Genomic DNA, 13,224 nt, shown 5'->3' on the forward strand with positions numbered 1-13,224 from the left:
AAGATATATGTCTAAAGGTGTGACATTTTATTTTGTAAGACACGGAGAAACCTACCTAAACCGCTATGGCCGCATGCAAGGCTGGGCTAATGCCCCTTTAACCGATGAAGGGATTGAAGTGGTTCACCAAAGTGGTAAAGGCCTATCAAAAGTAAAATTTGATGCGGTTTATACTTCAGACCTTCAAAGAACCATTGATACAGCTAATATTTTATTAGAAGAAAATTTATATGCTGACGGATTAGAGATAACCCCCATGAAAGAATTCCGGGAAGTCCATTTTGGTTTCTATGAAGGCCTACCTGCTGAAGAAATTTGGCCCAAGGTGATGGAAGAAGCCTTAATTATTCATGACCTACCCGCTGGTAGTGAACCTGACATTAAAACAAGTCTAGACTTGTTAAAGAAATATGATCCTTATCACTATGCTGAATCTTACGCTGAGTTTTGGAACCGAGTTGAATCAGGTCTCCTAATTTTATTAAATAAACACGCTGCGACTGATCAAAATATTCTCGTAGTCTGCCATGGTATGACCATTCGCAATTTATTACATGGTCTGGTGGCTGACTTTAAAGAAACCATTCCACTCGACAACGCCTCTGTTTCTATTGTCCAATACAAGGATGGTCATTTTAAAATGACTGCTTATGGTAAGACCGACCACTTTGCAAAAATTGCGGAAAAAGCTGGGGAATAACATATAAATCGATAATTCGCTCAACTTCTTTATTGGATGTTGAGCTTTTCTTTTGAAAGTGTAGCTTTTGCGTTTAATAAAATAGTATGCTATAATTAGTATCTAAATTTTCGGGGGTGTACTGGTTTCGACAGATTTCATACGAGCTCTTGATGCGTCAGGAAGGCAGCGACTACCTAAAAACGCTACAGTTAAATATAACTGCAAACAATAATAATAATTTTGCTTTAGCAGCCTAATAACTGCTTGCAAAGATCAGCCCGGTATCGCCCATGTACCGGTTCCTGGTCTCAATTAAGTGGGATACGATTTAACTTTCCGTCTGCAAGTTAAGTAAGAGATCATCAGACTCGCGACCTCAAATGCCTGTTGGCCGGCTATGAGACAGCTAAATCTTAATAGGATCAACTATTGACGTAGATTCGGGAGTGGCGGGCTTTCTGGACAGGGGTTCGATTCCCCTCATCTCCATAATAAAATAGCTGGACTTTGGATGTTTATTATCCAAAGTCCAGCTATTTTTATGAAAAAATGTAATAATTGAAACGCCATATTTTTTATTTAATAATAAATATGCTATACTCTTTACAATTTGAGGAGGTAATTCTATGCGTTTGTTCCAAGTTGAGTCAATTACTGAAGATATTTTCCGTATCAAAATGCCCTATGTTTGCGTTTATGTCTTTGAGGGACGAGATCGAGCGCTTGTCTTAGACACCGGCTGGGGCTACGGGGACCTAAAGTCAGTCATCGACTCAGTCACTACCAAACCATATGATGTAATTATTTCCCATGCCCATTCTGATCATTATGGAGGCGCTTCTCAATTCAATGAAGTCTATATGAGTTTACCTGATAAAAATGGCTATTTAAACCGACTTAAAAATGATATTCGACCACGAATTATGCGCAATGCTCTCAAAAAAGACAACTTTCCCGTCCATAACCCCCTCTTTGTTGATCCTATCCCCAAAGCAATTAAATATTATTCTAATGGTCATATCTTCGATCTTGGGGGGCTTTCTCTCCAAGCCCTTCATCTACCAGGACACACACTCGGTGAAATGGTCTTTCTTATTCCAGAACGGCGCCTCCTCTTTACTGGTGACGCCTGTACCGACAATACCATGATTTATTTTGACCACTCTGCCCCCTTATCCGCATTTCGTGAGAGCCTTTTAAATATATTGAAAATTAAAGAACAATACGATACTGTTCTATTGAGTCATGCTCCCTATCAAATAGATAAAGAAATCGTCGACTCTAACTATTATTGGGTCGAGGAAATTTTGGCCAATCGGGATGATCAATTAATCATCGGTGATAATGACGGCCAACCCATCTATACAGCACGTGACCGCCGTAAATCATATCCTCCCCTTCAAAGCCTAGGTAATATTCGCTATAGCCAAAATCTAAAGTATTAAAAAAACTCCCCTCGGAGGTTTTTTCTTTTATGCTTAATGATTTTTTTGATAAAGCCGAATAAAATAAACCACAAATATAACCGACATAGTCATGGTTAGCAATGCAACTTTCCAGTTTAATACAATTGATCCCACAACCAGGATTATAATCCCAAAAGTAGCTAATAAAGGACAAACAATCCCAAAGAAGGCTGATTTGATTTCCCCCTGCTTGTGGAGCCGGTAGGTTGCATAAAATAAAGGTAAAAGACAAATAGAGTTAAAAACCACAGCAGATTCACAGATATCAGATCCAGGTAACCATTGGTATTTTTCAACTAAATAATGAATTCCTAACCAAAAAATAGTTAAGCCATAAGTTAAAAGCGTTGATGCCGTGGAAACTTGATATTTCGGATGTAATTTAGCCAAGCGCGGTGACTGAATCCATTGACGTTCTGCCATGGCTTGAGGCAAACGTTGGGCGGCTAAATACATGCCGTCAGCAACCCCCATAACTGATACAATCACACAGAAGATAATAGCAGAAGCAAATCCCTTACCCAGAATCATTTGGGCCGCATATTGGATGGCAACATTTCCCGTAGATAAAATAAAGGTCTCCCCTAAGATTTCATTCAGTCCCCAGAAATAAACCACATAGATAAAGACAATAGCCAAGGGGCCTAAGGTATAAGCCAAAGGTAGGTTGCGTCGCGGATTCTTCACTTCAGGTGCAATGGTTGCGGCTACAGTCCAGCCATCATAGGTGAAGGCTAAAGGAACCAAGGACGCTAACCACCCCCAACCATTATCAAAGGGTTCAATCACCTTTATTCCTTGGGGTACAATTGGCAAATCTTTAGACCAAAAGAATCCAACGATCGCAATAATGACTAAAGGAATCACTTTAATAAAGGTGGCTGCCGATTGAAATTGCCCTGCTAACTTCTTAGACAGATAATTTATGGCTACAATCCCGGACATATAAACGAAGGTTAAGGCAATTTTTGCTTCTAAACTAGCATTGGGATTAAAAATCGACCAAGTATAAGCTGACCCCACCCAAGAAACGATCACAGTAAAAATCGGAAAATAAACGAAGGCTTGGTAGGCTCCCACCCCGGTAGCAAGCGCAGGACTGACAAAATCGCCAATATAAGAGGCAATCCCCCCTGCTTGACTAGAGCGTTGGGTTAGTTGAGCCAAGGCTAGAGAGCCAAAGACAATAACAAGGGCACCAAAGACAATTAGGACAATTCCCAACCAAAGTTTCCCTCCAGTAAACATCAGGATATCATCGGCTTTAAAATAAATACCGGATCCGATTACGGATCCTACAATCATAGTAATGGCATTGGTAAGGCCATAAGTTTTTTTAATCTCATTTTGCATTCACTTCACTCCTATATAGGTCATTATTATAGGCTTTTTATTTGCAGATGGAAATACTTTTCTGCTTAAAAATTTGAATTATATAAATACTCCACTTTTAAACAGATCGTTTTCCTGTACTACTTTTATATTTTTACGCATTATCCTATTTATTCATTTGTTACAATAAAAATTAATAAATATAATTAAAATTTAGTCTAAGAATTTAATCATTATAATTGATTTTATTGTATACTTACTTTAACAACATAAGGAGGTCACTTATGACCCAGAAAATCGCAATTATTGGGATGGGGGTTGCTGGGGGCGCAGTCCTAGCCAGTTACCACAAATTTTATCCCAAGGAAAAACTAGAAATTGACTGTTATGATGACCCTATCCATTTTGGTAAAGGTATTCCCTTCCGACCTGATTCTAGCCTCGCCTTAAATAACTCCAGGTCTGACGCTATATCCTTTGATTACCAAGACATGGATGATTTTGTATCTTGGTTGAAAGACCAAGATATCCCTTTCCAAGAGTATATGCCCCGCTGGACTTATGGAGATTATATGCTAGACCGTATCCAAGAGCTTAGCCATGACTTAAAGGCCAAAGCCATATACCAAAGAGTGACCGACATAACTTGGCTAGACCAAACTCAGCAGTGGCAACTAGTCGATCAAAGTGGCCAAAGCCAGGATTATGACCAAGTCCACCTTTGCTGTGGGGATTTACCCGCCCACGATTTTTATCACTTACTCGGCCAAAACCACTATATTCATAATCCATACCCGCTCCAAGCTATACCTATGACTGAAATGCCAGACCAAACATTAACAGTCATCGGTACTGGCCTTGCGGCCATCGATGTCCTAAAATATTGTTTGACACATAGTCCTCAAAGTCTGATTCAAGTCTTTTCTTTAAACAATTATTTTCCAACTATCCGCGGCAGGGACCAAGTTGACCTAGATTATAAATTTTTGACAGAGAATAATTTAGACCATGCCATGGCTAACAATCAAGGTCACCTGTCTTTTAATGACTTAGACCAATGGATTCAAGTAGACTTCGAACAAGTGGGAGTCACCTGGCCCGTTTTCAAATCAGAATGGCTTTTACCGGGTAAGGCAGGCCTTGACTTAAGTATGGGGCACCCCAAAATATTTGGCCGGGCCCAAGCTCTATTTCTCCACCTCTCAAACCTCTTATCCACCCGCCTTGCCACGATGACCGTTTCTGATTACCAAGCATTTAAAGACCATTATATGGATGCCCTCATCAATCTAAGGAATCCTATGCCCAAAGATTCTGCACTTATATTATTGAGAGCCTTCGAAGAAGGACGCTTGAAAACTTTAAATGGTATTGACAGTGTCCAAGCTGAAAACCAGACCTTCCATTTATTAAATGAGGGCCATACTCTCATAGCTAGTTCTGATTGGGTTATTAATGCCACTGGCTACGGCTTAAATGACCAAAATCTAAATCAAGCGTCTTCTATCTTTAAATCTCTCATTAATAAAGGCTATGTTCAATTTGCAGACCTAGGTGGCCTAGCCATTGACTTGGACACAGGTCAGACAATTTCACCCAAATTAGGCCCCATTAGCCACCTACTGATTCATGGCACCCTGATTAATGGCCAAGTATTTCAGAATAATTCCACTATTAAGATTCAAGCCTGGGCCGATAAGTTAATCAAAAATAAAGCTCTATAACCCATAAAGACCTCCCGTCTTGGATAAAATTTTCCAAGCACAGGAGGTCTTCTTTTTATTTCTTTTCTGACGTTAAACTACCAAATAACCACCCGGTCTTCAGGAGCTAGGTACATACCATCGCCTGGTTGAGTTTGGAAGACTTCATGGAACTCCGCCAAATTACGGGGTTGGATATTAGCACGTAATTCACCCGGTGAATGCACGTCAATCTTTAAGAGGAGTTGCATGTATTCTAAGCGGGCCTTACGACACCAGATTAAATAAATAAGGCCACCTAGCTTTCATAATCAATTAAGCTAGGTGGTGACATTCTTTTATCAAAAATTTTCTTTGTAAATATTAATTAATTTCTTAGGCCATGTAAGATATATTGGCGGACTTGAGAGATAAAATAAAGCGAGCCTGTCACTAACAAGACTTGATTGTTTTCCCCCTCAAATTGATCAATGAATTCAGCCCAATCACCAATTACATGAAGATTAGGATTTGGGTCTTCATTCACTAGATTTTGCCATTCAGCCTGACTATAGGATTCATGGTGGTCAAAAGGGGCAATATAAATTTGACTAGCGGGGAAAAGATCTAATATTTGCAAGTGGGCTGACTGATTTTTACGATTCAATCCAGCAAAAAGAATTGTCACTTGACGGTCAATTAAATAAGTTTCAACCACTTGTTTTAAAGCTTCAAGTCCAGCTTCATTATGGGCGCCATCAATAAAAATTAAAGGCTGGTCACTAATTTTTTCCATCCGCCCTTGCCAGTGGGTAGTTAATAAATCTTGAGCCATCTTTTCTTTATGGAGCTCTATACCCTGATCATACATCCAATGTTGGAAGACCATCAAGGCAATTGCGGCATTATGCATTTGGTGTTGTCCTAACATTGATAGGCGAAATTCTTCTTTCTCCATACCTAAGTCATTCCAGTAAGTAAATTTGGACCCGTTTTCTAAAGATAAAGTCATAGGTAGGGTCCCAAATTCGTGGCCGTATTGGTAGAGCTTAGCCCCCTCTTCTTCCACCTTTGCTTCCACTACAGCCACACTGGAAGCTGGTAGTTGTCCAATAAAGACCTGGGCACCCCTCTTGATGATTCCTGCTTTTTGGTAGGCCACTGCCTCGACGGTATCGCCTAATTTGTCCACATGGTCTAATGCAACGGTGGTAATGACCGCATATTGGGCATCAACGACATTAGTACAGTCATTTAAGCCTCCAATTCCGACTTCAATCAGACATACATCAGGTTGCTTTTCATGGAAATATAAAAACAATAAGCAGGTATAAATCTCAAAAAATACTAATCGACCATATTTGGTTTGAGCCATATGTTCATTTAAATCATAAATTAGTGGCATTAACCGCAATAAATCTGCATCAGAAATATCATGGCCAGCATAAGAAATTCTTTCATTAAATTTTTCAATATGGGGTGAAGTAAAGGTCCCCACTTTTAAGCCTGCCCCAGCAAAAAGATTTTTTAAAAATGCGGTCGTGGACCCCTTTCCATTGGTTCCAGTCACTTGGATGACTTTCAGCCCTTTTTGGGGGTTACCCAAATAATTCATCGCATAATAAATCTTTTCAATCCCTTCACGTTGAATGGGATTAGACTCTTGGTTCATCCAATTTAAGGCTGCATTAATATCAGTAAATTTCATAAGACACCTACCTTATTCAAACTAGACAAATCATACTTTATTTAACAACAAATTTCTATAGAAATTTAATATTTTACAAAGAATTAACATAAAGATTCACTAGGATACTTCCACGAGCTTTTGCTAGGACAAATGGGATGATAATAGACTTTCTGAGTTTGGTAGTGACGACTTTTTCCTTATTCGTCAGTCCTTGCACAATATTATGACGACTTAACCTCCAACTCGTCACCCCTCCCTACTCCCCGCCAAAACACACGCCTTTTAAGACTAGAACGCAAAAAGCCCTCGCCTAAGAAACGGGCGAGAGCAAATTAAAATTATCAATTAAACTAAATCTGATTCAGGAATAGCAGCAAGGTAGTCACGAATAGTATTAACCAAACCTTCTAAGTTGCCTTTTTCAAATGGTGACTTCAAGTTAGCTTTTTCCACGATTTGACGGAAGGATAAGGTACCCCCAGCACGACAGATTGCAAGATAATCTTCCCAAGCTTTTGGATCGTGGTCAATGACTTGACGTTTCCAGAATTGTAAGGCACAAACTTGGGCCAAGGTATAATCAATATAATAGAATGGTGAGCTAAAGATGTGTCCTTGTCGGAACCAGAAGCCACCAGCTTCTAGGAACTCATCACCATCAAAGTCTTTCCATGGATTATATTGTTTTTCGAGTCGCCGCCAAGTTGCCCGGCGTTCAGCTGGAGTCATTTCTGGATGTTCGTAAACTTCATGTTGGAAGTGGTCTACTAGGACTCCATACGGTAAGAAGGTCACTGTTCCCATTAAATGACTGTATTTATATTTTTGTTCTTGGTCTTGGAAGAAGTCTTTCATCCAAGGATAGGCAAAGAATTCCATGGACATGGAGTGAATTTCACAGGATTCAAAGGTTGGCCAGACACATTCTGGACTTTGGATCCAACGAGAAGAATAGACTTGGAAGGCGTGGCCCGCTTCATGGGTCAGTACATCCACGTCACCAGAAGTCCCATTAAAGTTAGAGAAAATAAAGGGTGATTGGTAACCTGGAATATAGGTACAGTAGCCGCCCCCTTGTTTACCTGGTTTAGTAACTAGGTCTAATAATTCATGGTCAACCATAAAGTCAATGAACTCACCGGTTTCAGGTGACATTTCATGATACATCTTGACCCCATTGGCCAAGATTTCATCGGAAGTCCCTACTGGTGTCGCATTACCCTCTTTAAATTCTAAAGGCAAGTCATAAGACTTCAAAGCATCCAATCCTAAACGCTTAGCTTGGCGGGCATAGAGTTCTTGGTCCAACGGAACTACATGTTTTAGAATTTCTTGCCGGTAGGTTTCCACATCTCGACGGTTATAATCTAAACGGTCCATGCGGACATAACCTAATTCAACGAAGTCTTTAAAACCAAGGTCTTTAGCAATCTTATCTCTCACCTTAACCATCCGGTCATAAATTTCATCAATTTTTGCTTGATTATCTGCAAAGAACTTACTGTTTAAGGCAGCTACTTCTTTTCGGACTTGGCGGTCAGGGTCTTGTGCAAACTTGCCTAAGCCTGGTAAATTATAAGTTTTACCCTTGTATTCAATCTCAGCCGATGCAATCAAACGATTATATTCAGTCACTAGACGATTTTCTTCTTGAATCAATTCAATGACCTTAGGATCAAAGGATTTCAAGGAGTTTTCAGCTAATTTAAAGAAGGTGCCTGGTAAATCTTCTTTTAATTGGTCTAAGTAGGATGAATTGAGGATAGCCCGATAGAAGTCAGTGAACCATTCTGTCACAATTGGACTGTGTTCATCCCAAAAAGCTTGTTCAGCTTCATAGAATTCATCCCGACTATCAATGGAAGCCCGGATGCCCACTAATTCTTGTAAGGTCATTAAATCATTTTGAAGGGCTTGTAGCTTATCAAGATTTTCTTTGACAGTTTCATAAGAATCTGCCTTTTTAATCGCATCAATATAGCCATAGAATTCAGCTTTAGCTTGGTCTAAGTCAGGTCGTTCATATTTGTATTCACTAAATTTCATTCAAAAACCTTCTTTCATTTTCATAAAGCTAGTATAGCACAATTTACAGCGTGCACCCTACTACTTATCTTATTAATCATCTTCCAGGAGAATATTCTCACAACTGTTCTAAAAATCTAAGGAGCTGTCCCACCTGCTTCTTCAACTTGAGCTTGATACATTTGCGCATAACTTCCCCCAGCTGCTAAGAGTGACCGATGATTACCCAATTCGACAATTTCGCCTTGGTCCAAGACTAAAATCAAATCTGCATCCATAATGGTCGATAAACGGTGGGCTACTACAATCGACGTCCGGCCGGTTTGAACCACTTGCATAGCATGTTGAATTAAGCTCTCTGTTTCAGTATCAATATGGGAAGTGGCCTCATCCAAGATTAAAATCTTAGGGTCAGAGGCTAAAGCCCGAGCAAAAGAAATTAATTGTCGTTCACCCGAAGATAAGTCTTGACCTTTTTCAACCACTGGACTTTGGATACCCTGGTCTAACTTAGCCAAAAGGGGGCCTGCCCCTACTTTAATTAAGGCTTCTTCTACCATTTGATCACTAATCCCTGCTTGGTTCATGGAGACATTGGAAGCGATGGTACCAGTAAATAGATAAGGATCTTGTAAGACAATTCCCATATCCTGGCGCACACTTTCCCGGTTATAGTCTTGAATAACTTTCCCATCAATCCGAATTTGGCCCTTTTGGGGGTCATAAAAACGGAATAATAAATTAATAATGGATGACTTCCCAGACCCGGTATGGCCCACCAAGGCAACCTTCTGCCCTTCTTGCACAGAAAAAGTAATATCTTTCAGGATATAATTATCCCCGTCATAAGCAAAGGATACATGATCAAAGTCAATATCTGCTTGCTTTATGGTCAAGCTAGCCTCTTGGTCCACTTCAACTGGTTGGTCTAAGAGTTCAAACACCCGTTTGGCTGCAGCTAAGGCTTGTTGAACCTGGGTCATCATCCGTACAATCATAGTAATCGGGTCAAAGAGACGGCTAACATAATTGATGAGCATATAGATTACCCCAACTGAAAAGCCTAATATTCTTTGGTTAAAACGAATCCCAATCATCGCCATAATCGCAAATAGAACAAGGTTTTTGAGTAACTCAGATAAGTTCCAAGATAAAAAGGCATCAGTGAATAAGTATTTCTTTTGCGAATTGAGGTATGCATCATTATCTTGATCATATGCATCAACCATATATTTTTGGCGACCGAATATCTGAACAATTCCAATCCCATTCACTAGCTCAGCTACATGACTATTTAAGTTGGAATAGGATTCACGCATGGCGGTATTGACCGGTCCAATGATCCGACTATAGGTGAGTTGCCAAAGGATAATAATTGGAATCAGTACCAATAAGGCTAAGGCAATCCACCCATTGATGCGGGCAATGGCCCAATAGGCCCCAATCACAGTTAAGGCATTAATCAAGACATTATTGGCAAAGACAGCAAAGAAATTATTTAAAATCACTTCGGTATCATTCACCACCCGGGTAGCAACCTTTCCGGCCGGCTTATCATCAAAATAAGAGACAGGTAACTTCTGCATATGAGCATGGGCCTGATCACGGAGAATCTTCCCAATTCGATTGGTCATATGTCTTAAAAGGACTGCTCCTGAAAAAGACAGTATTAAATTTAAAATCTGCAAGCCCATATAAATTCCGAAAAACTGGGTTAATTCAGCGAGTGGGACTTGACTGCCCTCCCTATAGGCATGAGTCAACCGGTCAATCAATTTGGAAGCAAACATAGGTAAATATACTGAGATTGCAATAGCTGACACAAGGAGTAAAAGTCCTATAAGTAAGCTTTGCCATTCATAAATAAAATAAGCGGACAAACGTTTAACGAGTTTCATAAGGACTCACCTCCTTAAGATAACCCTGCCGACGAGCCTGGGCTTGATACCAGCCATCCTGACTTATCAACTCCTGATGGGAGCCCTGTTGAATAATCTTACCCTGGTCTAACACCAGAATTAAATCAGCCTCTTCTACAGCTGATAGGCGATGACTGACAATAATCTTAATTTGGTCTTGGGCCTGGGCTTTTAAGTTGTCAATAATTTGACTTTCTGTTTTCGCATCAACCGCTGATAAAGAATCGTCTAAGATAAGTAAATCACCTTGAGCTAGAAAAGCCCGGGCTAAGGAAACTCTTTGTTTTTGTCCCCCCGAAATGGCGACCCCTTTCTCACCAATCATAGTATCTAAACCTTGGTTAAGATTGACAATATCTTTTTTGAAGTCTGCGGCAATAATGGCTTGATCAAGTGAACTTTCATCTGCTTGCGGATTGGAAAAATAAATATTATCCGCTACCGATTTAGAAAAAAGAATGTGTTCTTGCGGAACATAAGCCACTAATGATTCATATTGACTGAGATCAAAGTTTTCAATTGACTGACCATTAATCAGAATTTCCCCCTGGTGACTTAAGGGATATTGTCGGAGTAACTGCCGGATTAAACTTGACTTACCTGCTCCGGTTTTACCCACTAAGCCCAGAGTCTGACCTTTACTTATTTTAAAAGAAATATGATCTAGGCTTTTAAGTTTAGCACCAGGATAGGTAAAGGAATAATCCCTAAATTCAATTTGTTCAATCTGACTAATCGGTAGATTCCCCTCTTGGTCAGGCTCCCCTTTTTCTGTCTGTAAGGTAGTTAACTTACCGTAAGAAATCATAGCTTGTCGATACATCACAATAATTTCAGATAACCCCCAAATTGACATATGAAACATACCTAAGTACATTTGAACCGCCACTAGTTGCCCCAAGGTTACCTGACCCTGGCCTAAAAGATAGCCGCCATAAGTCAAAGAAATTGCTAAACTGAGTCCCCCAAAAATATTAGGAACTGATCCGAAGGTGGCAAAATATGGGTTCAACCGGTCTGCTTGGGCGACCACATCCTGGGTCCGATTGGCAAAATTTGTCTGTAAGGTCTCGGATTGACCGAAAGCCCGCATCACACGGACCCCCTCGACTGACTCTAATACTTCTTGGTTTAGGGCGACTACCGCATCCCGTTTTTGATCGTAAAGGCGGTCAAAAGTCTGACTTACATAATACATAATCACTGAAAAAAGGATGAAAGGACTCAGAGAAATTAAAACCAATTTAGCTGGATATAATAGGAGCATTACCACAAAAACCGCAACACACCGGAAGCAATCTCCGACTACCATCATAAACCCATAGCCAAGAAAGTCCCCCACCATATCCATATCTGAAGACAAGCGGGTAATTAAATCTCCTGACCGGAAGCGTTCATAGAAGGGGGCCCTAAAGCCTAACAAACGTTTAAAAAAATGATGGCGTAAATCTTTAACATAAGTATAAGCATTTCCTAAAATAAGAATAACCCAGGATAAATCCACCAAATATAAAGTGACAATTGCCAATAAAAAAGTAAGCATCAGGGTCATCAACCGCTGATTAGATAATTGATTAGCCACGACCGTATCAACAAATGTTTCAACCACCCGGTTAGGAACCATCCCAATCAGATTAGATAGCATGGCAAAGAGCGTGGCCAAACCATAAGTGATCGGCTTGCTGCGCATATATGCCCATAAATCCTTTAACATAGGGACCTCTTTTCTAAGTAAATTTGCATAAAAAAACACCTATTCATAGAGTTATAATCTCCACAAATAGGCGCTCTTGACAGAAAATTGGTGTAGGGGTACACCAAGACCTAAATATCAATGTGTGGAGAATTTAACTGCATTGTATTTTGAATTACTTTGATCATATTAAACCCTCCTCTTCAATAGATATTAACTGTATTTTAACCCTTTTCTTAATTTTAGTAAAGATAAATTTGCATTTTTATTAGAAAATACAGCTGTTTTTAATCAATTACTTAATAATAAATGTTATGAGCTATAATCAAATTAGGATAGCTAAGTATAAAATATTCTAAATAACTAAGCCTGAATGGCTTGCCCATCTTTTTCAAAAATATATATAGGTTCATCCCGGCTCGCATCATAGCTCACCCGTAAATCATGGCCATCAAAGAACCACTCATCACTGGCTTCAACAAAGAATAAATAACCATCTTTTTCTTGGAACTGAGCTACTGGATTCTGTGGTTGACTTAACTCGATAGCCAAGCCAAAGGAATCAGTCACTGGTGAATCACCATAAATCCGGTTGCGAAATCGTACTCCTATACCTGTGGGTTCCTGCGGCATCCCTACAGATTCCTTAAACCATTGGCCCGCTTTTTCTTCAATAATTATTTTCATGTCATACCACTCCTTAAAGACTCATTATAGAACAAGTTCTTAAGTTGG

9 protein-coding genes, 1 other RNA gene and 1 pseudogene are annotated in these 13,224 nt (G+C 39.8%); 4 read left to right on the plus strand and 7 right to left on the minus strand.

What is annotated here, in order from left to right; all coding sequences use genetic code 11:
- Positions 1 to 7: 7 nt before the first annotated feature.
- The 3 genes from HMPREF9257_RS04335 (at position 8) to HMPREF9257_RS04340 (ending at position 2,127) form a co-directional block, all read left to right on the plus strand.
- Positions 8 to 700 (plus strand): histidine phosphatase family protein, encoded by a 693-nt coding sequence (locus HMPREF9257_RS04335; RefSeq protein ID WP_006418597.1) that lies wholly within the window; start codon positions 8 to 10, stop codon positions 698 to 700.
- 112 nt (positions 701 to 812) lie between these two features.
- Positions 813 to 1,174, plus strand: a transfer-messenger RNA (tmRNA) gene (gene ssrA / locus HMPREF9257_RS08960).
- A gap of 134 nt (positions 1,175 to 1,308) precedes the next feature.
- Positions 1,309 to 2,127, plus strand: a complete 819-nt coding sequence (locus HMPREF9257_RS04340; protein WP_006418472.1) for an MBL fold metallo-hydrolase — start codon at positions 1,309 to 1,311, stop codon at positions 2,125 to 2,127.
- A 33-nt stretch (positions 2,128 to 2,160) separates the two neighbouring features.
- Here HMPREF9257_RS04340 and HMPREF9257_RS04345 read toward each other — a convergent pair whose 3' ends face one another.
- On the minus strand, positions 2,161 to 3,501 hold the full coding sequence (locus HMPREF9257_RS04345; RefSeq protein ID WP_006418358.1) for an APC family permease: 1,341 nt from the start codon (positions 3,499 to 3,501) through the stop codon (positions 2,161 to 2,163).
- Between the two features lie 263 nt (positions 3,502 to 3,764).
- On the opposite strand from HMPREF9257_RS04345, the gene HMPREF9257_RS04350 reads away from it, so the two are divergent.
- Complete coding sequence (locus HMPREF9257_RS04350; protein ID WP_006418244.1) at positions 3,765 to 5,204, plus strand: FAD/NAD(P)-binding protein; 1,440 nt, start codon at positions 3,765 to 3,767, stop codon at positions 5,202 to 5,204.
- A 77-nt stretch (positions 5,205 to 5,281) separates the two neighbouring features.
- On the opposite strand, the pseudogene HMPREF9257_RS08965 reads toward HMPREF9257_RS04350, so the two are convergent.
- The 6 genes and pseudogenes from HMPREF9257_RS08965 to HMPREF9257_RS04375 form a co-directional block, all read right to left on the minus strand.
- Positions 5,282 to 5,464, minus strand: a pseudogene (locus tag HMPREF9257_RS08965) (M13-type metalloendopeptidase); the annotation flags it as partial.
- 86 nt (positions 5,465 to 5,550) lie between these two features.
- A complete protein-coding gene (locus HMPREF9257_RS04355; RefSeq protein ID WP_006418525.1) occupies positions 5,551 to 6,870 on the minus strand; it encodes a bifunctional folylpolyglutamate synthase/dihydrofolate synthase in 1,320 nt (439 codons plus the stop codon).
- A gap of 327 nt (positions 6,871 to 7,197) precedes the next feature.
- Positions 7,198 to 8,898 carry a M3 family oligoendopeptidase gene (locus tag HMPREF9257_RS04360; protein ID WP_006418191.1) on the minus strand — a complete coding sequence of 567 codons (1,701 nt, stop codon included), beginning with the start codon at positions 8,896 to 8,898 and terminating at the stop codon, positions 7,198 to 7,200.
- A 116-nt stretch (positions 8,899 to 9,014) separates the two neighbouring features.
- Positions 9,015 to 10,775 carry an ABC transporter ATP-binding protein gene (locus tag HMPREF9257_RS04365; RefSeq protein WP_006418319.1) on the minus strand — a complete coding sequence of 587 codons (1,761 nt, stop codon included), beginning with the start codon at positions 10,773 to 10,775 and terminating at the stop codon, positions 9,015 to 9,017.
- Entirely contained in the window at positions 10,762 to 12,510 is a 1,749-nt protein-coding gene (locus HMPREF9257_RS04370) for an ABC transporter ATP-binding protein (RefSeq protein WP_006418456.1), read from the minus strand. Before HMPREF9257_RS04370 ends, HMPREF9257_RS04365 begins: the two co-directional genes overlap by 14 nt.
- Before the next feature lie 342 nt (positions 12,511 to 12,852).
- Positions 12,853 to 13,176 (minus strand): HesB/YadR/YfhF family protein, encoded by a 324-nt coding sequence (locus tag HMPREF9257_RS04375; protein ID WP_006418144.1) that lies wholly within the window; start codon positions 13,174 to 13,176, stop codon positions 12,853 to 12,855.
- Between the last annotated feature and the right edge of the window lie 48 nt (positions 13,177 to 13,224).

Origin of the sequence: Eremococcus coleocola ACS-139-V-Col8, from assembly GCF_000183205.1 — a bacterium.
GTDB classification, from domain to species: domain Bacteria; phylum Bacillota; class Bacilli; order Lactobacillales; family Aerococcaceae; genus Eremococcus; species Eremococcus coleocola.